We start from the raw sequence: 25,688 nt of genomic DNA, 5'->3' as shown, positions 1-25,688 counted from the left end.
GTGTGGCGTTTCCGAAATGCCGGGCATGACATCCAGCTGAATTGAGAGGGACCAGACATGTTTCAGTTGACGCGCCGGCACATGCTCGCAGGGCTGGCCGGCACCGCCGCCATGGGCAGCCTCGCGACCGGCTTCGATCGCGCCGCGCATGCCCAGGGGGCGCCTTATGTGGTGAACACCTACGGCGGACGCTGGGAGAAATTCTGGCGCGCGCAACTGCTGCCGAAGCTCGAGCCGATGCTGGGGCGGCCCGTCAAGCTGGACATCGGCCTGGGCAACGGTTGGGTGTCCACCTTCCGCGCCGCCGGAAAGGACAAGTCGCCCTTCGACGTGCTCATGACGAATGAGCGCTATGCGGTCATGCTGCGCGACGAGGGCCTGCTCGCGCCGATGCCGGCCGCCAAAATCACCAATCTCGCCGATGTCTATCCGCTCGCGCGCTACAAGAATGACGCGGCCGTCACCGGCATCGTCTCCCCGATCGGCATTGCCTACCGGACCGATCTCGTCAAGGCGCCGCCAACGACGTGGCGTGAGCTGTGGGACGCGAAATACAAGGGCCAGCTCGGGTTCTATTCGGTCAACAACTCGCTTGCCGTGATGTTCCTGATGCTGGCGGGCAAGCTTTTCGGCAAGGACGAGCTTGATCTCGACACCGGGTTCAAGAAGCTCGCCGAGCTGAAACCCTTCCCGCAGGTGGATTTCAGCGGCGCGATGGCGCCTTTGCTCACCCAGGGCCAGGTCGCGATCGCGCCGATCGATTTCGCCGAAGCGGTCGCCTTGCAGCAGAAGGGCGTGCCGATCGGGATCGTGGTGCCACAGGACGGCGTGCTGATGTTCGACCAGAGCTTCAATGTCGCCGCCAATGCGGCCGACAAGGACGCCTCCTGCAAGTACATCGATTTCATGCTCAGTCCCGAGGTGCAGACCCTGCTGGCGAAGGAGTTCTTCACGGCGCCGGTGAACAGCAAGGTCAAGGTGCCGGACGAGTTGCAGGCTGCGATCCCGGTGTCCGGCGACAACGTCTCGAAAATCCTCACGTTCGACTGGCAGTTCGTCGCCAGGAATCGCGAGGTGATGCTCGACCGCTGGGCGAAGGAGATCTGAGTGTCGGCTACGCGCCATGCGGTCGGTTGATGGCCCATCTTGAGATCGCCGGCCTTTGCAAGGCCTATGGATATCAGCAGGTCATTGCCGGGGTCGACCTGTCGGTGGCCTCCGGCGAATTCTTCACGCTGCTCGGTCCGAGCGGTTGCGGCAAGACCACGACGTTGCGCTGCGTTGCGGGCTTCATCGCGCCGGATGCAGGCGACATCAGTGTCGGCGGTGCCAGCGTGCTGGCCATGCCGCCGGCGCGGCGCGATTTTGGCGTCGTGTTCCAGAACTACGCCCTGTTTCCGCATCTGACGGTCAGCGAGAACGTCGGCTATGGCTTGCGGTCGCGCCGCGTGCCGCGCGACGAGATGGCGCGCCGGGTCGGCGAGGCGCTGGGCATGGTGCAGCTGTCGGGATTGAAGGACCGGCTGCCGCGCGAGCTGAGCGGCGGGCAGCAGCAGCGGGTCGCGCTTGCGCGGGCGATCGTGATCCAGCCGCGGCTGCTGCTGCTTGACGAGCCGCTCGCCAATCTCGACGCGCAGCTGCGCCAGGACCTGCGCTGGCTGATCCGCAAGGTGCAGCAGGCGCAAGGCGCCACCGCCATCTATGTGACGCACGACCATGCGGAAGCGATGGCGATCTCGGACCGCATCGCCGTGATGCGGCAGGGCCTGATCGCGCAGGTCGGCACGCCGCGCGAGATCTATCAGCGCCCGGTCGATGACTACGTCGCGGCGTTCACCGGCGAGTGCAACACGCTTGCGGCGCGCGTGATGTCCGCGGGCGAGGGCGGTCGCTATCGGGTTGCGGTCGCGGGCGGCGAGGTGCTGGCCGGCGGCCCGTCCGATCTGGCCGTCGGCGCGCACTGTCGCCTGCTGGTGCGGCCGGAAAGCCTGACGCTGGCGGATTCCGATGCGGCTGGCCTGCCGGTGCGTCTCGACGCGCTGGTCTATGTCGGCGCGTTCCAGCGTTGCGAGGTTCTGACGGCCGATGGCCAGCGGCTGGTGTTTCAGGTGCCGGTGCGCCGGCAGCTTGCCCCGGGCGATGCGCTGACGCTGGCGATCGATCCCGATCAGGCCTGGTTGATGAAGGCCGCGGGCGCCCCATGAGAAAGACCCCGCTTTGGAGCACGTGGCTGCTTGGCGCACCGGTGCTGGTGCTGCTGTTCGTGTTTCTGGTGCTGCCCTATGGCGAGATGGTTGCGATGAGCTTCCGGACGCCAGCGACCAGCGCGCCCTATGGCAATGCCTGGACGTTCGCCCACTATCTCAAGGCGCTCGGTGATCCGTTCTATCTCGGCGTGCTCGGCTATACGCTTGCGGTGGGGACGCTGATCGCGGTGCTCACTTTGATCCTGTCCTATCCGATCGCGCTGCACCTCGCGCGCGTCGGCGACCGATGGTACCTGCTGTTCTACGCCTGCGTGGTGTCGCCGCTGCTGGTCGGTGTGCTGGTGCGCAATTTCGGCTGGATGATCGTGCTGTCGTTCAGCGGGCCGCTGAACCAGATCCTGCTGGCGCTTGGCCTGATCGAGCAGCCGCTGCGGTTGCTGTTCAATCTCCCCGTCGTCGTGCTGGGTCTGGTGCACGTGTTCGTGCCGTTCATGGTGCTGCCGATCACCAACGCCCTGCGCAACATCGACCCGGCGCTGGAGGAGGCGTCGCATTCGCTCGGTGCGACGCGGTGGGAGACGTTCTGCCGCGTGACTCTGCCGCTGAGCCTGCCGGGCGTGCTGGCGGGCGTCACCCTGGTCTTCGCGCTTGCGATCAGCGCTTTCGTGACGCCGGCGCTGCTCGGCGGCCAGAACGTCGTGCTGATGCCGTCGATCGTCATTCAACAATTGATCGGCGCGTTTGCCTGGCCGTTCGGCGCGGCGCTGGCGATGGCCCTGAGTCTCGCCATGTTGATCGAAATCGGCGTGCTGACCCTGGCGATGCGGCCGCTGCTGCGTCGCGTCGCACGCTGGAGCTGATCGGCATGGAGCGCGCCATGCGGTGTCTCTGGAGCGTGCTGCTGGCGCTGCTCTACACCTTTTTGCTGTTGCCTCTCATTGTCGTGGTGCTGGCGTCCGTCAGCGGCGGGCAGGTGCTGCGTTTCCCGCCCGAAGGCTTCTCGCTGAAATGGTATGCGCGGTTCTTCTCCGACGAGACATTCATCTCGGCCTTGCTGCTGTCGCTGCGCCTGGCACTCGTCAGTGCGCTCGTGGTATCTGTTCTCGCGGTGACATCGGCGCTGTTCTATCGTCGCCTGTCGGCGCGCTGGCGCGGACCGTTTCGCATTCTGGTCCTGCTTCCGATGCTGCTGCCTGAAATCCTCACGGCGATCGGATTGCTGTTCTTCCTCTATCACCTTGGTCTTGGCAGCAGCATGTTCGGCCTGCAGGTCAGCCACATCGTGGTGACCTTGCCGTTCTCGTTCCTTGCCGTCACGGCGGCGCTGCAACAGGTCGATCTCACGCTCGAGGAAGCATCCAGCAGTCTCGGCGCCGGCGCACTCGAGACCTTCTGGCGCGTCGTGCTGCCGCTTTTGCGACCCGGCCTGTTCACCGGTGCGCTGTTCACGTTCATCGTATCCTTCGACATGTTCACGATGTCGTTCCTGCTCAAGCCGATCGGCGGCAATACGTTGCCGCTCGCGCTGTTTGATTACCTGAAATATGATTTCGATCCGACCGCCGCCGCCGCCGCGACAGTCAGCGTGGTATTCGCCCTGGTCGTGGTCTTTGTTGTCGAGCGAACCGTCGGATTGCGCCGCGCGTTCTGATGCGGCCTTTTCCAATCCTTTCCAACAAGGGGCTTCTCATCGGTGCCGCCCCCGAATAACGTGATCGATTACGCGGCTTTCGCCTGCACGTCGTCGCAGTACTCGGCGAGCGTCTCCGCCAGTCGCAGCGTGGCGGGATTGGCGTTGGGTGCCGCCACCAGCGCAATCTCGGTCTTGTCGATCGGCGCGAAGCCGTCTTTCTCCGTCAACAGGCGGTGCTCCGGCTGGATCGCAATCTCGGGCAGGATGCTGAGCCCAAGTCCCGCGGCGACCGCGGCCTGGATGCCGGACAGCGATGAACTGGTGTAGGCCATGTGCCAGGCGCGGCCGGTGGTCTCGATGGCATGGATGGCGCGGGTGCGATACAGGCAGCCGGACGGGAAGAAGATCAGCGGCACGGATTTGACCTGCGCGTCGATCGGGTCGGCCTTGCTGGTGACCCAGTGCACGCGTTCCGGCCACACCGCGATGCCGCCCTTTTCCCCGGCGTCGCGTTTGAGCAGCGCGAGATCGAGGTCACCGCGTTCGAGGTCACGCCGCAGGTACACACTCTGGTCGGCGCGCACATCGAGCCGCAGGCCCGGGCGCGAGCGGGCAAAGCCGGCCAGCAATTTGGTCAGCCGGTAGGCGGCGAAGTCTTCGGGAATGCCGAGGCGCACCGCGCCCTCGGTTTCCGGCCGCCCCAGGACATCGCGGGCTTCTTCAGCCAAGGCCAGGATTCGCCGGGCGTAGGACAACAGACGTTCGCCGTCTTCATTCGGCGTCACCTGCTTGCCGATCCGGTTGAGCAGCGGGCGGCCGAAATCGTCCTCCAGGCGCTTGATCTGCTGGCTGACCGTGGATTGGGTGCGGTTCACCCGCTCGCCGGCCCGGGTGAACCCCCCAGCCTCGACGACGGAAACGAAGCTGCGCAACAGGTCCAAGTCGAACATGGGTCAACCTATTCGTTTTTCCACTGATTATGATTTTATCATTTAATTTCCAAATGTGAAGGCGCAAGTCTACATCGGAGGGGAAGGAGAAACCCCCATGTCCGCCGTGTCGCTTGCCGTTCCCCGCAGCCGGATCAACCCGCTGCCGTTCTATGTCATGCTGTTCTGCCTGATCTGGAGCGCCTCTTTTGTTGCTGGCAAGATCGGGGTCACCGACTGTCCGCCGCTGATTTTTCTGGCCGTGCGCTTCCTGATCGCGGGCACTCTTATTCTGGGGATCGCGGTCTTGCGCGGCGACAGCTGGAACCTGTCACGACGCGATGTGATGGTGTTCGCCGTTCTCGGCCTTGCCAACAACGCGCTCTATCTCGGGCTTGGTTATATCGGGCTGCACACCATCTCCGCCGGGCTCGGTGCGCTGATCGTCAGCGCCAATCCGGTGTTCACCTCCGTGCTGGCGGCCGTGTTCCTCGGCGAGCAGATGAGCTGGCGCAAGGTGATCGGCCTTTTGCTGGGCGTGGCCGGTGTCGCCGTGATTGTCGCGCACCGGATTTCGGTCGGGTCGGACAGCAGCATCGGAATCGCGTTCTCGGTCGGCGCACTGGTGTCGATCGTTGCCGGCACCATCCTGTTCAAGGTGCTGGCTCCGAAGGGCAGCCTGTGGATCGGCAACGGCGTGCAGAACCTCTCCGGCGGCCTCGCGCTGGTGCCGTTCGCATATCTGTTCGCCGACGTCAGCGAGATCGTCCCGAGCGGGCGTTTGTTTGCGGCGCTGGCGTTCCTTGTCCTGCTGGGCTCGATCCTGGGTTATCTGCTCTGGTTTCACATGCTCACCGTGTTCGGTGCGACCGCCGCCAGCGCCTGGCATTTCGTGATGCCGCCGCTGGGCATGCTGTTCGGCTGGATGATTCTCGGCGAGCATGTCGCGACCCGCGATCTTCTGGGCATCATCCCGGTGGCGCTTGGCGTCTATCTCGTCACACGCCCGGCCAAATCCACCGTCACGCTGAAGAGCCCGACGACGGAAGGAGCCCACACATGAGCCAGCTGCGCATCACCCTGATCGGCGGCCCGACGGCGCTGATCGAAGTCGGTGGCTTTCGTCTTCTCACCGATCCGACCTTCGATCAGCCCGGCGATTACAAGCTGCCGCACGTGACCCTGACCAAGACAGCAGGGCCGGCATTGAGCGCCGATCAGGTGGGACCGGTCGATGCCGTGCTGCTGAGCCACGACCAGCACAGCGACAATCTCGATCACTCCGGCCGCGATTTCCTGGCCAAAGCGTCGCGCGTGCTGACCACCGTTGCCGGCGCCAAGCGATTAGGCGGCAAGGCCGAAGGCTTCGCGCCCTGGGCCAGCACGGAATTGACTGGGCATGACGGCCGCCGGCTGCGGGTCACCGCAACGCCGGCCCGGCATGGGCCCGCAGGCATCGAGCCGCTCTCAGGCGACGTCATCGGCTTCGTGCTGTCGTTCGATGACGGGACGCACAAGCCGATCCAAAAGCCGATTTACATCACCGGCGACACGGTCTGGTACGATGGCGTCGCCGACGTGGCCCGGCGTTTCCAGGCCGGCGTGGTGATGCCGTTTGCGGGCGCGGCGCAAACCCGCGGGCCGTTCCATCTGACCATGGACACCAACGATGCGATCGAGACCGCGCGGGCCTTTCCCGACGCGCTCATCGTGCCGGTGCATTACGACAGCTGGGCGCATTTCAAGCAGACCGGCAACGATCTCGACGTCTCGTTCAAGGCACTCGGTTTCGCCGATCGCCTGCGGATTCTCGCGCCCGGGGTTCCTACTCTCATCAATTAACCCATTATATGGGATAAAAGCTTATATATTGACTTGATCCAAGATGGTCATATCCTCCGCCGAAACCGACAGGGAGGACCATCGTGATGATCGAGAGTACGGCTGGCACACAAACGCTGTTCCGTGGTCTCGCCGTGGTGGAAGCGGTGGCGTCCGGCGTGCCGGATCTGCCCGCCTTGAGCCGAACCCTCGGCTTCAGCCGCAGCACCACCCAGCGCCTGGCCGCCGCCCTGGTGAAGGCCGGTTATCTGCGCAGCGCCGATGATCGCTACACCCTCGGCGCCAAGCTGATCGAACTGGGTTTCACGGCGCGCGAGCAGGTGCCGCTCGCCAAACTTGCCCGTCCCCACCTGGAGCTTTTGGCCGCCCGGACCCAGGACACCGTGCACCTGTGCGTGGCCGAGGGTGTCGAAGTCCTCTATGTCGAAAAGATTCCGGGCCAGCGCGGCCTCGAAATGCGCTCGCGCATCGGCCATCGCATGCCGATGGCGCTGACCGGCGTGGGCAAGGCCCTGATGCTCGATATGACCGAGCCGCAATGGCTGGCCATGTACGAGACCGGCATTGCGCATACCTCCAATCGCGGCACGCCGCGTCCCTGGGATGTCTATCGCCGCGAGATGCACGACTATGTGGCGCAGTCCGTTGCGCTGGACATCGAAGAGAACGAGATCGGAATCCATTGCATCGCCGCGCCGATCCGTGACGCGGGGCGCAGCATCATTGCCGCGATCAGCGTCGCCTCCGCGGTCCAGTACCTGCCGCAAGAGCGGATGCGGGCGCTGATGCCGGAGGTCGCCGCGACCGCCGCGGCCATTTCCAGCAGCCTAGGCTGGCGTCATCGCCTGTCGACATTGCCGGATGTCGTGCTCCAGCATCGCAACGGCCAGGAAATGTCTCTGCAGCACGCCGACTGAAGCCGCCGACCGCGCGTCCTTACGGAACAGCTGCCATATCGCGGCGTTGTTCAGGGAAGCGCGAGGTGGACATGACGGCGACGATGGCGCTGTGCGTGCTCGCGATGGCCGCGGGCGCGCTGCTGTTCTGAAGCATGCCGGTTCAGTCGCGGCGGAACACGACCGAGGCCAGCCATCCCGTCATCAGTGCCATCATCACAGTCGCCAGGCCGTAAAGCAGCGGCTCCTGCCGGGCCGAATTGGCGACGAACTGTTCGAAGCCGACTTTGACGATTTCGAACGCCGTGTCGGTCTTGGTCACCAGCGCGCCGTTTGCCAAGAGCTTGATTTCGACATCGTAGCTGCCGATCGGCACTTCGGCGGGCAGCGGGATGCTGGTGCGGAACAGCGTCGGGGTGAGGAAGGTCACCGCGCTGGTTTCCTCGCGATAGAGCCCGTGTTCGGACCGCAGCCGCACGAAGGCGCTGCGAAACGGATCGCTCGCCACCACGTCGGCATAGTCCGGTCCGACGCGCTGGGTCAGCAGCACGTAGTTGAGGCCGAGCTGCAGGCGGCGCTGCAGGTCCGGCGCCGCCATCGCGTCGAACGGACGATTGGCGAACACAGCAAGATAGGATGGCACCTTGAGGAACTGCCGGGAGTCGACATTGACCCAGATACCGAACTTGCGCTCCTTGCGCCGGGTCACGAGATCGACCCGGGGGCCGCTGACCGTCACCACGAGGTCATAGCTGGTGCGGTCCGGCGGCGTGCTGGCGTCGCGCTCGACCGAGCCGAACAGCACCAGCTCCTCGCCGGAATAGTTCGGCGTCACGGTGACGCGGTGGTTCGAGACCGAGACGATCAGCCGCTCGGCGCGCACCACTCCCGGCAGCAGGCTGGCCCCCAGCACCAGCGCCGCCCCGAGCCACGCGAATGGTGCGCGCGCCCTCATGGGCTGGTTCCGATATCGCGGATGGTGAACAGGTCTTCCGGACGGATCACCAGTTCGATGGCGAAGCGGACGCCGACCGACAGGATCAGAAGGCCGAGCAGCACCCGCAGGTGTTCGCCGCGGATGCGCTGCCCGGCTCGCGCACCGAACTGGGCGCCGGTGACGCCGCCGACCATCAGGATCAGGGCCAGCAGGGCATCGACCAGATGATTGGTCAGGGCATGCAGCAGCGTGGCGATCGCCATGGTCGCCAGCGTCAGCACCTGGGCGGTGCCGATCACCGTCCCGGTGGGCACCCGCAGCAAATAGATCATGATCGGGATCAGCAGGAAGGCGCCGCCGATGCCCATCACGGCGCCGACAAAGCCGATCAAGAGGCCAACGGCGACGATCGGAAGCACCGACAGATAGATCTTCGACCGTTTGAAGCGCATTTTCAGCGGCAGTCCATGGATCCAGCCATGGCTGCCGGAACGCCGCAGCGTCACGGTCTCGCCGCGCCGCGCCCGCCGCATCGCGCCGAGGCCTTCCCACAGCATCAGTCCGCCGACCCCCGACAGCAGCACGACATAGGACAGTGCGATCATCAGATCGAGCTGGCCGAGTGAGCGCATCACGGTGAACAGCCACACCCCGAGCGCGGTGCCGATCACGCCGCCGCATAACAACACTGCGGCCAATGCCGGATCGATGGCGCGCCGGCGCCAGTAGGAGATCGCACCGGAGAACGACGAGGCTGCGATGTGGCTGGAGACCGACGCCACCGCCACCGCCGGCGAGATGCCGACGAAAATCAGCAGCGGCGTCATCAGGAAGCCGCCGCCGATGCCGAACATGCCGGAGACGAACCCAACCGCCATCCCCATCGCCAGGATGAGGAACATGTTCACCGGGATGTCGGCGATTGGAAGGTAAATCTGCACGCGGGGTCGCTCGGGTCTGGCGCAAGTCTTTTAGGAGCAAGTCTTTTAGGAGCAAGTCTTTTAGGAGCAAGTCTTTTAGGAGCAAGTCTTGAGGAGCACGTCTTTAGGAGCACGTCGCAATCGGTGCGGCTTTGCTTAACCGAAATCGATAGCAGGCGCGATTAAAGATTCCGCAAGTGCGCGGCAGTCCGTCTGACAGCGTCTGGTCGGGTGGTTAACGCGCCGCCGATACGTTCTGCCGGTTGGCCGGCTTGATGGCGCGCTTGGCTGCGGGTGCGGCGGGCGCGGCAGCGGCATCCCAGCCTCCGGCGGGCGCGATGACGTTGATGGCGCTGTCCGGCTGCTTTTCGGGGGTGAAGGTCTGCAGCGCGAGCTTGGCTGCGGCCAGCGACTGCGCGTCGAGACGCCGCGCGACATCGTCGCGCTTGCGGCTGGAGTCGGCATCGCCCTGGGAGGCGGCCAGGCTGAACCACTTGTAGGATTCCGCGAGGTTCTGCTCGACGCCGATGCCGCGGGCATACAGGATGCCGAGATTGAACTGGCTGTCGGCGACGCCATGATCGGCGGCCTTGCGGAACCAGAGCGACGCGCTCTTGTAGTTCGGACCCTTGTTGCCGCCGTCGGCATCGAGCACCGCGAGATTGTGCATCGCCTTGGCGTTGCCGCCCTCCGCCGCGCGGATGTAATAGCGGCGCGCCGCATCGACATCCTTTTTGCCGCCAAGGCCCTTTTCATACAGCGTACCGAGCCGGAACATCGCCGGCACGATCCCGCCGTCCGCGGCGCGGTCGTACCATTTGGAGGCTTCGTCGTAGTTGACCGGCACGCCCTTGCCTTCGGCGTAACGCACGCCGACTTCATAGGCGGCCGCCGGATCGCCCTTCAGCGCCGCCGCCCGCAGCACCTGTCCGCCGATCGCGTCGGGCAATGGTTCGGAGATCGGCACCAGCGAGACCGGAGCGTAGGCCTTGGCCGCGTTGGATTGCGGGCCGGGGATCGAGCCGGTGATGTCGGGCGCGGTGGATCTGGTCTCGGTGGGGGCGGCCACGGCCGCTCCGCTGTCCGGAACGGGCGACATCGCGGACGCGGCCGGCGCGGGTGCGACCTGGCGATCGATCGGCGTTGGTGACGTGACCGATGGCAGTGTCAGCACGGGCGGCGCGGCCTGCGCGCTGCGGCCGGTGGTCGGCAGCGCCAGCGGTGACGCTTCGCTGGATTTCTCCGCCGGCTTCTCGACGGATTTCTCGATCGCGGCTGACGGCGCATCGCCATTGTCGAACATCGTCATGGCCAGGCGGAATCCGCTGAGCATGATGACGACGACGCTGGCGCCGACCAGCAGCGACCTGATACGGGATGCGATCTTGGATTCGCCCTTGGTGGCTTGCGCAGTGGTGCGGGCCGCATTGTCGAGCGCGGCCACCCGCCCGGGCTTTTCCCTGGCTGAATTCTTGGTCTGGTCCTTGGCCGGATTCGCCGCCGCCTGTGCGGCACGGCGGGCGGCTGCGATGAAGCTCGATGTGCTGGCGGCTTCGCGCGCCGCCTGCGGAATTTCGCTCAAGACCTCTTCCGACGCGGCGATGCGCTGTGACGGCGTTGCCGTCACAGTGATGCGATCCTGCGGGCGGGTCCCGGGTTCGAGCGGCGTATCCGGCGGCAGGTCGGGATCGATCGGCAAGCGCGTGGCGCCCTGGCCGCGTTCGGCGGTCGGGATCGGTGGAACCGATGTCCTGTCCGGAGCTGACGCGGCTGCGAGAATCTCCTGGATCGCGATCGGCGGCGCGTTCGGGGCAGGCCGGGGTGTCGCGGCTTGCGCCGCGACCGGATTGGGCAAATTGGGGCGCGGCGGCGCGGCCGAAGGTGCGAACGGGCGCGCCGGGGCCGGCATCGGCGCCGATATCGCCGTCGACGAGATCACGGGCGCCAGCGACGGCGCAACGGGCGCCGGCTGCGGCCTGTCTTGCGGCGCAGGCCTGGTGGTGCGGGTGTCGCGCAGATCGCCCTCGATCATCGCCAGCCGGTCGACGACATGGCCCAGCGTGTTGTGCACGCTCTCCAAGGCGTCCTGGGTCGCGCGATCGGTTTCGGTCTGGTTGTGACGGATATCGGAGAGTTCGCGCCGGATCGCGCCGACGGCGTCCTGGTCCATCCCTGATGGCGGGCCGCGGGTCTCGTTGAAGGCGGCGATGTTGATGCGCTGGTGTTCGAGATGGCGCAGGATATCCGACAGGCCGTCCTCGACGCGGCCGAAATTCGCGGTGCGTGCGTCGACCGCATCGAGCCGCTCGAGCAATTGCACGACGCGCTGTTCGACATGGGCGAACGCCGCCGCGGGTTCGCTGCCGACCTGCAGATGGTCGATGCGGTCGGACAGCATCCGCACCGCCGCTTCCAGGTGACCGGTATCGTCGCCCGGCCGCTCGCGGTTTTCCAGTGTGCTGGTCAGTTGCGCGATGCGCTGCTCCAGCGCCGCCAGCGAGCCGGAAAAACCGTCCGTGTGCGACACCTGGTCGACCTTGGACGCCAGCATCTGGACGTCGTCACTCAGGCGCGCGAGCGCCTCATTGGAGGCGACGTTGGAGACGATGGTGCGCAACGCGCCGATCGCGCCTTCAAGCTGCTGCATCGCGCCCGTATCCGGGTTGGTGCGCATCAGCGTGTCGATCTTGTCGCCGAGATTGCGGATGGCTTCATCGAAGCCCGCCAGATGTTCGGCCGGCGTCAGCTTGAACAAAGTGGTGTGGATATCGCGCAGCGCCTGTTCGATGCTCTGCAGCGCATTGCCGTCGACACCGCTCTGCCGGCTTTCGTCGATCCGCTGCGCCACCGCGCGGATCTCGTTTTCCAGCGATTCGAGCGCGCGCCGCGGCAACGCCTCGGTGATGATCTGGCGCATCTCCGCAAGCTCGCTGCGGAAGGCCGCGATCGCCTGGTCGACGCCGTCGGGCCGCCGCAGGCTCTCGATCTGGCTGGTGAGATACTGCAGCTGCTTTTCGAAGCCCGAGAGGTCCGGCGCGGCAGCGGCCGGCGCCGGCGAGGCCATCGACGGAGCCGACTGCATCGTCCGCCGCGGGCTCTCGCTGTTGAGCTCGTTCTGGCGGGCGACGATCTCGGCGATGTCGAAATCGAGCAGTTCGGGGATTGTGGTCGGCGTCTCGCGATACACCGGGGCAGGTTCCGGCTGCGGTGCGGGGCGCTGTGGCGGCGGTGCTGCCGCGGCCTGCGGCGCGGGAGTCGGTCGCGGCGGCAAAGGCGTCGCAGTGGGAGCGGGCTGTGCGATCTGCGACAGCCGCGCGTCGAGCCGTGAAATGGCGTCATTGAGCTGGCGCGCGACTCCGGTGCCCTCGCGCTTCGGCGGGACGGTCTGCGACATGCGTTCGATCTGGCGGGTGATCGAATCGAGACGATCGTGAATTTCGGCGACATCGGCGACGTTGCGCGATTTCGGGGCCTGTTCGCCCAGGGTGACATCGAGCCAGTCGTTCAATGACATACCGGCGCGCTGCGCCGCAGCCTCGGCCCGGTCGCGGACGGACGGCTCGATCCCTTCAACGCTCCACGATACGCGCGATGTCATGCCCAAGTCCGGCCTCTGGTCCGGTGTCCCCGGCGCCCTCTCGGCGCCTTCAGCCTCGCTGCGTCGTCTTTGAAGATACAAACGAATTTCGACGCAGCGCGCTTGCTTCCGTCCCGACTTTTTCGCGTTAGGGTAAACAACGGGTTAAAGGTCTGGCCCGCAGGGCTGAAAAGTTAATCCCTCCGGGTAATATTATGCCGACGGGCCCACTCGGCCGCTGACCGACTCCCGAATCAGGCCATCTGACCACTCCGCCTCAGCAAGCCCGGAACAGAGCTGCCATGATGTCGCAGTCGCTGCCTTTCATCCCTATTTCAGCATAAGGTTCCAAAACGGCATTGCTGCAATGCAAAAACTCCCTTATGGAGATGCCCAAGATTTTGCACCGGGTGCATATACCTGGGTTGGGACCACGGGAGAGAGACGATCATGCCGAGCTACAAGGCCCCTGTCGAAGACGTGACTTTCCTTCTGAACGACGTGTTTCAGATCGACCGTTACAACAACCTGCCGGGCTTCAGCGATGCCTCCGCCGACGTGCGCGAGGCGATCCTGTCGGAGGCGGCCAAGTTCAGCGAACAGGCCCTGCAGCCGCTCAACCGCAGCGGCGATCTTGAGGGTTGCACGCGCCATGACGACGGCCGGGTCACCACCCCGAAAGGCTTCAAGGACGCCTACAAGCAGTTCGGTGAAGGCGGCTGGGTCGGACTTGCCGCCCCGGTGGAGTATGGCGGCCAGGGCCTGCCCGCCACGATGGCGCAGAGCATCAACGAGTTCATGATCTCGGCCAACATGGCGTTCTCGATGTATTACGGCCTGACGCTCGGGGCCGTTGCGGCGCTGAACGTCCATGGCACCGAAGAGCAGAAGAAGACTTTCATCCCCAAGATGCTGTCCGGCGAGTGGGCCGGAACCATGAACCTGACCGAGCCGCATTGCGGCACGGATCTGGGGCTGTTGCGCACCAAGGCGGTGAAGCAGGCCGACGGCAGCTACAAGATCAGCGGCACCAAGATCTTCATTTCAGGCGGCGACCAGGATCTCACCGAAAACATCGTGCACCTGGTGATCGCGCGGATCGAGGGCGCGCCGGCCGGCGTGAAGGGAATCTCGCTGTTTGTGGTGCCGAAGCAACTGATCAATGCCGACGGCTCGCTCGGGGCGCGCAACGGCGTGTCCTGCGGCTCGATCGAACACAAGATGGGCATTCACGGCAATTCGACCTGCGTCATGAACTATGACGGCGCCACCGGCTGGCTGGTTGGCGAGGAAAACAAAGGCCTCAACGCCATGTTCGTGATGATGAACGAGGCGCGGCTCGGCGTCGCCGTTCAGGGCCTGGCACAGTCCGAAGTCGCCTACCAGAACGCCGCCGCCTACGCCAAGGACCGCCTGCAGGGCCGTTCGCTGTCGGGCGTGAAGGCGCCGGACAAGCCGGCCGATCCCATCATCGTGCATCCCGATATTCGCCGCGCATTGCTGACCATCCGCGCCTTCAACGAGGCCGCACGCGCTTTGGTGGTGTGGACCACGCTCAAGAGCGACGTCGCGCATCGCTCCGACAATGCCAAGGACCGCCAGGAGGCCGACGATCATATGGGCCTGCTGACCCCGGTGCTGAAGGGCGTGCTGACCGACGTCGGTTTCGCGAACTCTGTCGCGGCCCAGCAGGTGTTCGGCGGCCACGGCTATATCGCCGAATGGGGCATGGAGCAGTTTGTGCGCGATGCGCGCATCGCCATGATCTATGAGGGCGCCAATGGCATTCAGGCGCTCGATCTGGTCGGCCGCAAGCTGCCCAAGGATGGTGGACGCGCCGCGATGGCGTTTTTCGCCGAAGTCACCGGCTTCGCCAAGGAGAACGGCGCCGACGAGGCGATGAAGCCCTATCTCGCCCCGCTCACCGCGTCGCTCGGGCATCTGCAGCAGGCCACCATGTGGCTGATGCAGAATGCCATGGGCAAACCGGACAATGCCGGCGCCGGCTCGACCGACTACATGCATCTCTTCGGTCTGGTGGTGATGGGCTACATGTGGGCGCGCATGGTCAAGGTCGCGAACGAGAAGATTGCCGGCGGTGACGCGGCTCCCTATCTCAAGACCAAGCTCGTGACCGGAAAGTTCTTCATGGAACGGATGCTGCCCGAGACCTCCGCGCATCTCGCCCGCCTGCAAAGCGGGTCGGCGACCGTGATGGAGCTGCCCGCGGACGCGTTCTGATCGCAATCACAAATGCCGCACCCATCCGGGTGCGGCATTTTTCAAATCAAGATGAGATCCAGGGAGGGCATCATGCCTGAAGCATTTATCTACGATCACGTCCGCACCCCGCGCGGCAAGGGCAAGTCCGACGGTTCGCTGCATGAAGTCACCGCGCTGGCGCTGGCGACCGTGCCGCTGAAAGCGCTCAAGGAGCGCAACAATCTCGCTGCTGACAGCATCGACGACGTGGTGCTCGGCGTGGTCGATCCGGTCGGCGAAGCCGGCGGCGACATCGCGCGTTTCGCCGCCATGAATGCCGGCTTTAGCACCTCGGTGCCGGGCATCCAGATCAACCGCTTCTGCGCCTCGGGTCTCGATGCGGTGAACTTCGCCGCGGCGCAAGTGATGTCGGGCCAGCATGACCTGACCATCGGGGGCGGCGCAGAATCGATGAGCCGCGTCGGCATCATGTCATCAGGCGCGGCCTGGCCGATGGATCCGTCAATGGCGGTTCCCACCTACTTCATGCCGCAGGGCGTCGCGGCCGATCTGATTGCCACCAAGTACGGCTTCTCGCGCGACGATGTCGATGCCTATGCGGTGCAGAGCCAGCAGCGTGCCGGCAAATCGTGGGAGGAAGGCCGCTTCAAGAACTCCGTGGTGGCGGTGAAGGATATCAACGGCCTCACCATTCTCGACAAGGACGAGCACATGCGTCCGTCGACCACCATGCAGTCGCTGGCGCAGTTGCAGCCCTCGTTCGTGCAGATGGGGCAGATGGGCGGCTTCGATGCGGTGGCCGTGCAGTCGCATCCGGAAATCGAAGGCGTCAATTACGTCCACCACGCCGGCAACTCGTCCGGCATCGTCGATGGCGCCGGCGCCGTGCTGCTCGGCAGCAAGGAGGCGGGCGTCAAGCATAGCCTGAAGCCGCGCGCGAAAATCCGTGCCTTCGCCAATATCGGCTCGGAGCCGGCGATGATGCTCACTGGCCCGGTCGATGTGACCAAGAAGGTGCTGGAGCGTTCCGGCATGAAGCTGTCGGACATCGACCTGTTCGAGCTCAACGAAGCGTTCGCTTCGGTGGTGCTGCGCTACATCCAGGCCTTCGACATCGACAACGCCAAGATCAACGTCAATGGTGGCGCCATTGCGCTGGGCCATCCGCTCGGTGCCACCGGCGCGATGATCCTCGGCACCGTGCTCGACGAACTGGAGCGGCGCAACCTGTCTACCGCGCTGGTGACGCTGTGCATCGGTGGCGGCATGGGCACCGCGACCATCATCGAACGCGTCTGATTTTCGACCTGGCAACTGATCCCTCGGCGTGACCGTCGAGGGATTGCAGCTTTCGCCGCGGCTATAGGGCCTGCGCGTTTAGGGATTGAGGGAGCTTCCAATGGCATTCAAGAATTTCAAGGTTGAAACCGACGCCGACGGCATCGCGCTGGTGACCTGGGACATCCCGGGCCGTTCGATGAACGTGCTGGACACCACCACCATCGAGGAACTGGCTGCAATCGTGCAGCAGACCACGGCGGACGCCGCGGTGAAGGGCGTGGTGGTGACCTCGGGCAAGGAGGCGCTGTCGGCCGGCGCCGACCTGACCATGCTCGAGAACATGAACCGCAGTTATGTCGAGACCCTGAAGCAGAAGGGCGAGACCGCGGCCAATCAAATGCTGTTCGATGAAAGCCGCAAGCTGTCGCAAACGCTGCGCGCCATCGAATCTTCTGGCAAGCCGTGGGTGGCCGCGATCAACGGTCTCGCGCTCGGCGGTGCGTTCGAACTGACGCTCGCCTGTCATTATCGCGTGGCCTCGGAAAACCCCAAGACTCGGCTCGGTCTGCCCGAGATCAAGGTCGGCCTGTTCCCCGGCGGTGGCGGCACCCAGCGGCTGTCGCGCATGCTGCCGACCCAGGATGCGCTGCAGATGCTGTTGAAGGGTGAGGCGGTCAACCTCGCCAAGGCCAAGGCCATGAAGCTGGTCGACGCGGTGGTGCCGGCGGCCGACCTGATCACGGCGGCAAAGGACTGGATCAAGGGCGGTGGCAAGGCGGTGGCGCCATGGGACGAGAAGGGCTTCAAGCTGCCGAGCGGTCCGGTCTATTCCAAGGCCGGCACCATGACGTTCCCGCCGGCGAACGCGATCTTCCGTCGCGAGACCTACGACAATTATCCGGCCGCCCGCGCCATCATGCAGTGCGTTTATGAAGGCCTGCAGTTGCCGATCGATGCGGCGCTGCGCGTCGAATCCCGGCACTTCGCCAACATCCTGCGCACCAAGGAAGCGGCGGCGATGATCCGCAGCCTGTTCGTGTCGATGCAGGAGCTGAACAAGGGTGCGCGCCGCCCCGCGAACGTCCCCGCCACCAAGGTGAAGAAGCTCGCCGTCATCGGCGCCGGCTTCATGGGGGCGAGCGTTGGCTTTGTGTCCGCGCAGGCCGGCATCGAGGTCGTGCTGATCGATCGCGATCAGGAAAGCGCCGACAAGGGCAAGGGCCATGCGAAGGCGGCAATCGACGCGCTGGTCGCCAAGGGCCGTGCCAAGGAGGCCGATCGCGATGTGCTGCTGTCCCGCATCACCGCGACGGCCGACTTCAACGCGCTGAGGGATTGTGACCTTGTGATCGAGGCGGTGTTCGAAGACCGCAAGGTCAAGGCCGAGACCTACGCCAAGGCGCAGCCACTGCTGAAGGAAGGCGCGATCTTCGCCTCCAACACCTCGACCCTGCCGATCAACTCGCTGGCGGAGGAATTCAAGGATCAGGCCAAGTTCATCGGCATTCATTTTTTCTCGCCGGTCGAGAAGATGATGCTGGTCGAGATCATCGTCGGCAAGAACACCGGCGATGTCGCGCTCGCCACCGCGCTGGATTATGTGCGGCAGATCAGCAAGACGCCGATCGTGGTCAACGACTCGCGTGGTTTCTTCGCCAACCGCTGCGTCCTGCGGTTCACCGCGGAAGGCCTCGAGATGCTGATGGAAGGCGTGCCGCCGGCAATGATCGAGAACACCGCCAAGATGGCGGGCATGCCGGTTGGGCCGCTGTCGCTCAGCGACGAGGTCGCGCTCGACCTCGTGCTCAAGATCATGAAGGCGACCGAGGCCGATCTCGGTGCCAATGCCATCGACCAGGCGCAGAAGAAGATGCTGGTCGAACTGGTCGAGAAGCAGGGCCGCTTCGGCCGCAAGAATGGCAAGGGCTTCTATGACTATCCGGAGAAGGGCAAGGGCCAGAAGCGGCTGTTTGCCGGCATCGGCGCGTTGCAGCCCAAACACCTCGATCCAGACACCCTCGATGTCGAGGAGCTGAAGCAGCGTTTCCTGGTGGTGCAGGCGGTGGAAGCCGCGCGCACGGTGGAGGATCACGTCATTACCGATCCGCGCGAAGCGGACGTTGGCTCGATCCTCGGTTTCGGCTTCGCGCCGTTCACCGGCGGCACGCTGTCCTACATCGACTTCATGGGCACCAAGACATTCGTCGAGCTCTGCTACAAGCTGGAGGCGAAATACGGCTCGCGCTTCACCCCGCCGAAGCTCTTGGTCGAGATGGCGGCGAAGGGCGAGACCTTCTACGGCCGCTTCCCGCCGAAGAAAGTGGCCGCCTGAAGCTGACCGCATCAAACAAAAAGGGCTGGATCGATGATGATCCGGCCTGTTTTTGAATCGTAGCCCGGGCGAGCGAAGCGACCCCGGGGATCAAATGAACTGCCGTCCCCGGATATCGCGCTAAGCGCTCATCCGGGCTACAGCTCCGTCATTCCGCGTCAGCCTTCGGCCTGCAGCGCGGCCTGCACCGCGGGACGTGCACCGACGCGATCCTTGAACCCCATCAGGTTCTTCATGCCGGAGAGATCAAGACCGACACGGTCGGCCCACTTCAGCATGGTGAAGAGATAGCCGTCCGCAACGGTGAACTGCTGGCCCATCAGGTAATCCTGGCCACCCAGCTTGCCGTCGAGATAACTGAATTTTCCGGTAACGCGGTCGCGAAACACCTTCTTGGCGTCATCGGAAATCAGGGGATTGAACAGCGGGCTGAAGGTCTTGTGGATCTCCGCGCTGATGTAATTCAGCCATTCCTGCAGCCGGTAGCGTTCTGCGGTGCCCTGGGCGGGGGCAAGCTTCTTGTCGGCGGCCTTGTCGGCGATCATCTGCACGATCACGGGGCCTTCGGTGATCAACTCGCCGCTGTCCAGCGCCAGTGCCGGCACCTGGCTCTTCGGGTTGATGGTGTTGAAATCCTCGCCTGTCGCGAGCTTCTTGGCCTTGAGATCGACCTTCACGAGTTCGTGCGGAAGTCCTGATTCCTTCAGCGCGATATGGGGAGAAAGCGAGCATGCGCCCGGCGTATAGTAGAGTTTCATGGCGGCCTCCCTTTGACTTCGGAAGCATGGCCTGCTTCCGTAACTTGTGTGATTACATGCGAATGCATGGAAATGTCAATATTGATGCAGCTGCATTTACTGGCGTATAATCCGGCAGCAAGGTAAGACGGCCGTCATGAAACGCAAACCCTCGAGCGAAGCCACCGCTGCCTGGATCCGCTTGATGCGCGTCCAGAGCCGGGTGCTGGATGCGGTCGAGCACGATCTGAAGAAGGCGGGTTTTCCGCCACTGGCGTGGTATGATGCGCTGCTGGAACTGTCGCGCGCGCCGCGCGGCGAGTTGCGTCCGGTCGAACTCGAGAAGCAGATGCTGATTCCGCAGTACTCGACGTCGCGCCTGATCGAGCGGCTGGTCGACGAGGGCCTGGCGGCGCGCCGTGAGTGCGAGATCGACAAGCGCGGCCAGTTCGTCGAGATTACGGAAGCCGGCCGCGAGCTGCAGAAGAAAATGTGGAATTCGTATTCCGCCGCCATTGAACGGCATATCGGCTCGAAACTGTCGGATGTCGATGCGGCGAAACTTTGCGGTCTGCTTGACCGGTTAGGTTGCACCTGCGATGAGCCCTCGCTCGCCGCAGGCAAAGACGTCGCGTCCGCGCGATGACGCTCTCTTCACCTTTTGCCGCTACCGCAGGTGGCGGGCATTGCTCCCGGCCGTGCGCGTGTCCCAGCGCCGCACCTCTGACTCGGAATTCATATGGCGCGTGACCAGATCGATATGACGCCGCTGCACTCGCGCGACGAGCTTGTTGCGTGGCTGGAAGCAGGCTCGAAGCCGAAGGATGATTTTCGGATCGGCACCGAGCACGAAAAGACTCCGTTCACGCTGGTCGGGCACCAGCCGGTGCCCTATGCGGGGCCGCGCGGCATCGAGGCGCTGCTTCAGGGCATGAAGCACCTGCTCGGGTGGGACCCGATCATGGAGCACGAGAACATTATCGGCCTGTTCGATGTCACCGGTGGCGGTGCGATTTCGCTGGAGCCCGGCGGCCAGTTCGAATTGTCCGGTGCGCCGGTGGAAACGGTGCACCAGACCGCCGCGGAAGTGATGGCGCATCTGGCGCAAGTGCGCGAAGTCGCAACGCCGCTCGGCATCGGCTTTCTCGGGCTGGGCATGACCCCGTCATGGTCGCGCGAGCAGATCCCGGTGATGCCGAAGGGCCGTTACAAGATCATGACCAATTACATGCCGAAGGTCGGCAGCTACGGCCTCGACATGATGTATCGCACGTGCACGGTGCAGACCAATCTCGACTTCTCGTCGGAAGCCGACATGGTGATCAAGCTGCGCACCTCGGTGGCGCTGCAGCCGGTGGCCACGGCCTTGTTCGCGAATTCGCCGTTCACGGAAGGCAAGCCCAACGGCTTGCTCTCGTTCCGCTCGGAAATCTGGCGTGACACCGACAATGCGCGCTCCGGCATGATTCCCTGGGCGTTTGAGGACGGCATGGGTTTCGAGCGCTGGGTCGACTACGCGCTCGACGTGCCGATGTATTTCATCAAGCGCGGCGATCGCTACATCGACGTATCAGGCTCGTCGTTCCGCGACTTCTTTGACGGCCGCAATGCCAAATTTCCCAACGAACGTCCGACGCTGTCGGACTGGGCCAATCATCTGTCGACGATCTTCCCGGAGGTCCGGCTCAAGCGTTATCTGGAAATGCGCGGCGCCGATGGTGCGCCGTGGGAGCGCCTGCCGGCGCTGTCTGCATTCTGGGTCGGCCTGCTCTATGACGAGGAGAGCCTTGCTGCGGCGTGGGAGATTGCGCGGCATTGGACCGCGGCGGAGCGTCAGGCCCTGCGTGATGACGTGCCGCGGCTCGGCTTCAAGGCCAAGATCGGCAACCGTTATCTGTTCGAAATTGCCAAGGAGTGCCTGGTGCTTGCGCATGCCGGGCTACGTCGCCGCGGACGCATCGATCATCTCGGCCGCGACGAATCGCGCTATCTGGAGCCGCTCGACCGCATCATCGAATCGGGGCGGACGCCGGCCGAAGATATGTTGCAGAAATTTAATGCTGCGTGGGGCGGTTCGGTCGAACCCGCATACGATCAATATGCTTTTTGAATCAGCGATTTGACGTTGCAGCGCGAAGTGGCTGCATCGTTCATCTTCCGTACAGAAACCTGACGTTCTAATGAGCAGCCCTTCGCTGCGTCTGCGTGCGACACGCGCTGCGCAGCCGTTGCGCGAGACCGTATCTCGTGTTTCGCATGATCTTGCGTTTCTCATTGCATGATCTTGCGTTTCTCATTGAAAGTCGTCTGGCATGGTCCGAGCCTGTCGCCTTCGAGCTTGCCTTGCGATTTTTGCCGCACTTGCACTTCTGGTCGTTGCGGCTCCGCAACCGGTGCAGGCGCAGGCCAATTTCGACCGGCCCGGCGGCGATTACCTCAGTTCGCCAATTCTGTCCGGAGATCCCGCGGATTGCGCCCTGCAATGCGAGCGCGACAAGCGGTGCCGCGCATGGAGCTTCAACTATCCGACCTATGCCGCGGCAGAGGCCGTTTGCTGGCTGAAAAACAACGTTCCGCAGCGCGTCGAGAACAATTGCTGCGTGTCAGGTGTGCGTGGCGCGGGCGTGGTCGAACAGCGCACCGGCGCCGTCGAGATGTCGACCGATCGGTTCGGCGGCGACTATCGCAGTTTCGAGCTGAAGGCGAGCGACGGTGACGAGGGTTGCCGGCAGGCCTGTGAAGGCGACAACAAATGCCGCGCCTGGACCTATTCGCGTCCCGGCTATGTCGGCAAGGATGCGCGCTGCTTCCTGAAGAGCCAGATCAAGCCGCCGCGCCGCAAGCCAGGTTTTGCATCGGGTGTCGTGCGCTAGAGCGTTTTCGAGCGAAGTGGACACCGGTTTGCGTTAAGAAAACGCGTCAAAATTAACAATCTAGAGCTCTGTTCCGATTCTATCGGAGCAGAGCTCTAGATCTTGAAGGCCCTCACCGCTGCTTTCGATGCGAGCTCTTTCCAGCGCCGCAGCATGAGCGGTTCGAGCGTGGTGCGGCTGCAGGCAGAGAGCCGGACCAGCACGCTTGGCCAATCCCGATAATGATCGGTGATGTGGAAGATCTTCGGCCGGGTCTCCATCAGCATGGCGCGCTCGTCGGGCTCGATGCCGGGCACCACCAGGCTGTCGCCGTCTTCCCTCAGCCGCACCAGCATCTTTTTGCGGACCTTCAGCGCCGGCGTGCCGTAGGATGTCCCGTCCTCGACTTCGGGCCAACTGAGGGCAAAGGCACGAACGTCGTCAAACGTCATCGCCCATCCCCGCTGCGGATCAGTTCACGCTGGTGAAAAACCGCGAGGTGCGCAGGCCCGAGAGCCAGGTCGAGATCGGGCGATCTTTAAGGCCGATATCCCAGGATCCGAGCACGGTCTCGACGCGTCCCACGAGATTTGCTGTTGGTAGCAATCCAACGCCGCCGTCATTGACCGGCACGCGGCTATCCGCCGAGTTGTCGCGGTTGTCGCCCAGCACGAACAGATGATCCGGCGGCACCGTGACCTCAGGCGTATTGTCGAGGAAGCCGTGCGCGCGCAGCTTGAAGATCGGATGGGTGTGATTGCCGGGAAGCGTTTCCGTGTAGCGCGGCGCCGGCACTTCGGAGCCGTCTTCCGTCTCGGCCTTGCCGAGGCCGTCCGGTCGCAACGCCGCGGCGGTGCCATTGATAAAGAGCTGGCCGTTCTGCATCTGGATGCGATCGCCGGGCAATCCGACCACACGCTTGACCCAGACCTGCGCCCGATCGCCGGGCCAGCGGAACACCACCACGTCGCCGCGCTCGGGCAGGGCGCCTAGAAAACGCGAGGTTGGCGGCAGCGCGACATTCAGCGGCACCGAGGCGGCGCTGTAGCCGTAGGGATATTTTGTGGCGAGCAGGGCATCGCCGATCATCAGCGTCGGTTCCATCGAGCCTGACGGGACGTAGAACGGCTCGGCAAGCGCGCACTTCGCCGCCAGCACCAGCAGGAACACCGCGGCCATCTGCGCGATGGCACTCGACCAGCTCCGAACGGCTTTTTTCATCGCCGTGATTTCCATGGTCACGAGCCGGTTCCTCCGACGGTGATGCGGTCCATCCGCAGCGTCGGCTGTCCGACGCCGACCGGTACGCCCTGGCCGTTCTTGCCGCAGGTGCCGATGCCGGCGTCGAGTTCGAGGTCGTTGCCCACCATGGTGACCCGGTGCAGGTCGGTGGGGCCGTTGCCGATCAGCATGGCGCCCTTCACCGGCGCACCGAGTTTGCCGTTCTCGATGCGATAGGCTTCGGTGCACTGGAACACATATTTGCCCGAGGTGATGTCCACCTGGCCGCCGCCGAAGTTGGCGGCGAAGATGCCGTTCTTCACCGAGGCCAGGATTTCCGCCGGGTCGCGGTCGCCGGCCAGCATGTAGGTGTTGGTCATGCGCGGCATCGGCACATGGGCGTAGCTTTCGCGCCGTCCGTTGCCGGTCGGCTTCATGTTCATCAGCCGCGCGTTCTGCCGGTCCTGCATGTAGCCGACCAGGATGCCGTCTTCGATCAGGACCGTGCGGTTGGTCGGTGTGCCCTCGTCGTCGATCGACAGCGAGCCGCGCCGCGAGGCGATGGTGCCGTCGTCGACCACGGTCACGCCTTTCGCCGCCACCTGTTGTCCCATCAGGCCGGCGAACGCCGAGGTTTGCTTGCGATTGAAATCACCCTCGAGGCCGTGTCCAACCGCTTCATGCAGCATGACGCCGGGCCAGCCGGGGCCGAGCACCACGTCCATTTCGCCGGCCGGGGCGGGAACCGATTCCAGATTGATCAGTGCCTGGCGGATCGCGCCGTCGGCGGCGTCGCGCCAGGCCTTGGTTTCGATGAAGCGGGCATAGCCCTCGCGGCCGCCATAACCCTGGCTGCCGGTTTCCTGCCGGTCGCCGGATCCCGCCACCACGGAAATATTGACCCGCACCAGCGGGCGGATGTCACGGTAGCTTTCGCCGTCAGGACGCAGGATCTCCACCACCTGCCAGGTGGCGCCGAGACTGACCGACACTTGCCGCACCCGCGGATCCTTGTCGCGCACATAGGCGTCGATTTCCGCCAGCAGCTTGACCTTGGCCTCGAAGGCCTGGCCGTCCAGCGGGTTTTCGTCGCCGTAAAGCCGGACATTGGTGTGGGTCGGCGCTGCCGCGAAGGTGCCGGAATAGCCGCCCCGCACCGCATGCACCGCGTCCGCGGCGCGCATCAGCGCCGGGATCGAGACGTCGGAAGAGTGTGCATAGCCCACGGCGTCGTTCTTGACCGCCCGCAGCCCGAAACCCTGGGCGGTGTCATAAGTCGCCTGCTTCAGCCGGCCATTGTCGAACATCAGCCCTTCGGACTGGCGGTATTCCAGAAAAAGCTCCCCATCGTCGGCGCCGTTGAGCCCGCGCGCCACCTCACTGCGTACCTGATCACGATCGAGGCCGGCACGGTCGATGAGGGAGGAGGTCGGGAGGGTCATGAGACGGTCCATTGTGAGGGCGTGAAAAGGTAATTCTGCGCAGCAGGCATTAACGAAGATAGGGGGTAATCGGCTGTTCCGCGAGGGGGCTCGTTTGCCTGGAAACAGCTCTTAGATAAACTCGATGAGAGGATGCATGCGATTTCCGAATTGTCTGCAGGTCAGATGTTGATTGAGATCAGGCAAATCGAGCCTCGTGACGTGGACGGCTTCTATGCCGTGCTGGACGCGGTCGCGCGGGAACGGCGATATCTGGCATTTCTGGAGGCACCGCCGATCGAGGCGGCACGTGTGTTTGTCGAAAACAACCTGAAGCGCGGCTATCCGCACCTGATCGCTTTGTCCGATGAGCAGGTGGTCGGCTGGTGCGATATCACGCCGATGAACCGGCCGATTTATGGCCACTGCGGCGTGCTGGGGATGGGGTTGTTGCCCGCGTTTCGCGGCCAGCGGGTGGGGACGCGGCTCGTTCGCGCCGCCCTTGCGGACGCCCGGCGGATCGGATTGCACCGGGTCGAGCTGACCGTTCGCGAGACCAACGCCTCGGCGATTTCGCTCTACAAGGCGATGGAGTTCAAGATCGAGGGTGTCAAGCGCGACGGCGTCCAGATCGATGGCCGCTACGAAAACCTGCTGATGATGGCGGTTTTGTTCTGACA

Annotated in this window: 22 protein-coding genes; 14 read left to right on the top strand and 8 right to left on the bottom strand. The window is 64.3% G+C overall.

Features of this window, described 5'->3' with window-relative positions; translation table 11 throughout:
• Positions 1-57 precede the first annotated feature (57 nt).
• Genes RS897_RS06535 through RS897_RS06520 form a run of 4 tightly spaced genes read left to right on the top strand, consistent with a single transcriptional unit; the run spans position 58 to position 3,858 of the window.
• Positions 58-1,107: an ABC transporter substrate-binding protein gene (locus tag RS897_RS06535; RefSeq protein WP_315835771.1), complete on the top strand. Its 1,050-nt coding sequence runs from the start codon at positions 58-60 to the stop codon at positions 1,105-1,107.
• 29 nt (positions 1,108-1,136) lie between these two features.
• The gene (locus RS897_RS06530) at positions 1,137-2,204 is read left to right on the top strand and encodes an ABC transporter ATP-binding protein (RefSeq protein WP_315835770.1); all 1,068 of its coding nucleotides are present in this window, start codon (positions 1,137-1,139) and stop codon (positions 2,202-2,204) included.
• Entirely contained in the window at positions 2,201-3,067 is an 867-nt protein-coding gene (locus RS897_RS06525; protein ID WP_315835769.1) for an ABC transporter permease, read from the top strand. The genes RS897_RS06530 and RS897_RS06525 overlap by 4 nt, the downstream gene beginning before the upstream one ends.
• A gap of 17 nt (positions 3,068-3,084) precedes the next feature.
• Positions 3,085-3,858 (top strand): ABC transporter permease, encoded by a 774-nt coding sequence (locus tag RS897_RS06520; protein WP_315835768.1) that lies wholly within the window; start codon positions 3,085-3,087, stop codon positions 3,856-3,858.
• A gap of 68 nt (positions 3,859-3,926) precedes the next feature.
• Here RS897_RS06520 and RS897_RS06515 read toward each other — a convergent pair whose 3' ends face one another.
• Positions 3,927-4,790: a LysR family transcriptional regulator gene (locus tag RS897_RS06515; protein WP_315835767.1), complete on the bottom strand. Its 864-nt coding sequence runs from the start codon at positions 4,788-4,790 to the stop codon at positions 3,927-3,929.
• Between the two features lie 97 nt (positions 4,791-4,887).
• On the opposite strand from RS897_RS06515, the gene RS897_RS06510 reads away from it, so the two are divergent.
• The 3 genes from RS897_RS06510 (at position 4,888) to RS897_RS06500 (ending at position 7,528) form a co-directional block, all read left to right on the top strand.
• Positions 4,888-5,832 (top strand): DMT family transporter, encoded by a 945-nt coding sequence (locus RS897_RS06510; protein WP_315835766.1) that lies wholly within the window; start codon positions 4,888-4,890, stop codon positions 5,830-5,832.
• Positions 5,829-6,611 (top strand): MBL fold metallo-hydrolase, encoded by a 783-nt coding sequence (locus tag RS897_RS06505; RefSeq protein WP_315835765.1) that lies wholly within the window; start codon positions 5,829-5,831, stop codon positions 6,609-6,611. The genes RS897_RS06510 and RS897_RS06505 overlap by 4 nt, the downstream gene beginning before the upstream one ends.
• An 86-nt stretch (positions 6,612-6,697) precedes the next feature.
• The gene (locus RS897_RS06500) at positions 6,698-7,528 is read left to right on the top strand and encodes an IclR family transcriptional regulator (RefSeq protein ID WP_315838541.1); all 831 of its coding nucleotides are present in this window, start codon (positions 6,698-6,700) and stop codon (positions 7,526-7,528) included.
• Positions 7,529-7,670: 142 nt separating this feature from the next.
• On the opposite strand, the gene RS897_RS06495 is transcribed toward RS897_RS06500, so the two are convergent.
• From RS897_RS06495 to RS897_RS06485, 3 genes are all read right to left on the bottom strand, one after another.
• Positions 7,671-8,462 (bottom strand): TIGR02186 family protein, encoded by a 792-nt coding sequence (locus RS897_RS06495; RefSeq protein ID WP_315835764.1) that lies wholly within the window; start codon positions 8,460-8,462, stop codon positions 7,671-7,673.
• Positions 8,459-9,385, bottom strand: a complete 927-nt coding sequence (locus RS897_RS06490; protein ID WP_315835763.1) for a sulfite exporter TauE/SafE family protein — start codon at positions 9,383-9,385, stop codon at positions 8,459-8,461. The genes RS897_RS06495 and RS897_RS06490 overlap by 4 nt, the downstream gene beginning before the upstream one ends.
• A gap of 214 nt (positions 9,386-9,599) precedes the next feature.
• Entirely contained in the window at positions 9,600-12,962 is a 3,363-nt protein-coding gene (locus RS897_RS06485; protein WP_315835762.1) for a tetratricopeptide repeat protein, read from the bottom strand.
• A gap of 429 nt (positions 12,963-13,391) precedes the next feature.
• Between RS897_RS06485 and RS897_RS06480 the strand changes: the two genes are divergently transcribed.
• From RS897_RS06480 to RS897_RS06470, 3 genes are all read left to right on the top strand, one after another.
• Positions 13,392-15,182 (top strand): acyl-CoA dehydrogenase C-terminal domain-containing protein, encoded by a 1,791-nt coding sequence (locus RS897_RS06480; RefSeq protein WP_315835761.1) that lies wholly within the window; start codon positions 13,392-13,394, stop codon positions 15,180-15,182.
• A gap of 72 nt (positions 15,183-15,254) precedes the next feature.
• A complete protein-coding gene (locus RS897_RS06475; protein WP_315835760.1) occupies positions 15,255-16,463 on the top strand; it encodes an acetyl-CoA C-acetyltransferase in 1,209 nt (402 codons plus the stop codon).
• 100 nt (positions 16,464-16,563) lie between these two features.
• Positions 16,564-18,777 (top strand): 3-hydroxyacyl-CoA dehydrogenase NAD-binding domain-containing protein, encoded by a 2,214-nt coding sequence (locus RS897_RS06470; RefSeq protein ID WP_315835759.1) that lies wholly within the window; start codon positions 16,564-16,566, stop codon positions 18,775-18,777.
• Positions 18,778-18,935: 158 nt separating this feature from the next.
• Here the strand turns inward: RS897_RS06470 and gstA are convergent, their stop codons facing one another.
• A complete protein-coding gene (gene gstA / locus RS897_RS06465) occupies positions 18,936-19,535 on the bottom strand; it encodes a glutathione transferase GstA (protein ID WP_315835758.1) in 600 nt (199 codons plus the stop codon).
• A gap of 136 nt (positions 19,536-19,671) precedes the next feature.
• On the opposite strand from gstA, the gene RS897_RS06460 reads away from it, so the two are divergent.
• The 3 genes from RS897_RS06460 to RS897_RS06450 all read left to right on the top strand — a co-directional run bounded on the left by RS897_RS06460 (position 19,672) and on the right by RS897_RS06450 (position 22,387).
• Complete coding sequence (locus RS897_RS06460) at positions 19,672-20,160, top strand: MarR family winged helix-turn-helix transcriptional regulator (RefSeq protein WP_315835757.1); 489 nt, start codon at positions 19,672-19,674, stop codon at positions 20,158-20,160.
• A 93-nt stretch (positions 20,161-20,253) separates the two neighbouring features.
• Positions 20,254-21,624 (top strand): glutamate--cysteine ligase, encoded by a 1,371-nt coding sequence (locus RS897_RS06455; protein WP_315835756.1) that lies wholly within the window; start codon positions 20,254-20,256, stop codon positions 21,622-21,624.
• A 202-nt stretch (positions 21,625-21,826) separates the two neighbouring features.
• Positions 21,827-22,387, top strand: coding sequence for a PAN domain-containing protein (locus RS897_RS06450; protein WP_315835755.1), 561 nt, complete (start codon positions 21,827-21,829; stop codon positions 22,385-22,387).
• Between the two features lie 95 nt (positions 22,388-22,482).
• Here the strand turns inward: RS897_RS06450 and RS897_RS06445 are convergent, their stop codons facing one another.
• Genes RS897_RS06445 through tldD form a run of 3 tightly spaced genes read right to left on the bottom strand, consistent with a single transcriptional unit; the run spans position 22,483 to position 25,029 of the window.
• Positions 22,483-22,818 carry an MmcQ/YjbR family DNA-binding protein gene (locus RS897_RS06445; RefSeq protein WP_315835754.1) on the bottom strand — a complete coding sequence of 112 codons (336 nt, stop codon included), beginning with the start codon at positions 22,816-22,818 and terminating at the stop codon, positions 22,483-22,485.
• A 19-nt stretch (positions 22,819-22,837) separates the two neighbouring features.
• Positions 22,838-23,587 carry a signal peptidase I gene (lepB, locus tag RS897_RS06440; protein ID WP_315835753.1) on the bottom strand — a complete coding sequence of 250 codons (750 nt, stop codon included), beginning with the start codon at positions 23,585-23,587 and terminating at the stop codon, positions 22,838-22,840.
• A gap of 17 nt (positions 23,588-23,604) precedes the next feature.
• A complete protein-coding gene (gene tldD, locus RS897_RS06435) occupies positions 23,605-25,029 on the bottom strand; it encodes a metalloprotease TldD (RefSeq protein ID WP_315835752.1) in 1,425 nt (474 codons plus the stop codon).
• A gap of 165 nt (positions 25,030-25,194) precedes the next feature.
• Between tldD and RS897_RS06430 the strand changes: the two genes are divergently transcribed.
• The gene (locus RS897_RS06430; RefSeq protein ID WP_315835751.1) at positions 25,195-25,686 is read left to right on the top strand and encodes a GNAT family N-acetyltransferase; all 492 of its coding nucleotides are present in this window, start codon (positions 25,195-25,197) and stop codon (positions 25,684-25,686) included.
• The last annotated feature ends 2 nt before the right edge of the window (positions 25,687-25,688 follow it).

This window comes from Bradyrhizobium prioriisuperbiae (genome assembly GCF_032397745.1).
Classification (GTDB): Bacteria; Pseudomonadota; Alphaproteobacteria; order Rhizobiales; family Xanthobacteraceae; genus Bradyrhizobium_A; species Bradyrhizobium_A prioriisuperbiae.
The sequence above is the reverse complement of the archived record's forward strand: the minus strand, read 5'-3'. Positions and strand labels throughout refer to the sequence as shown.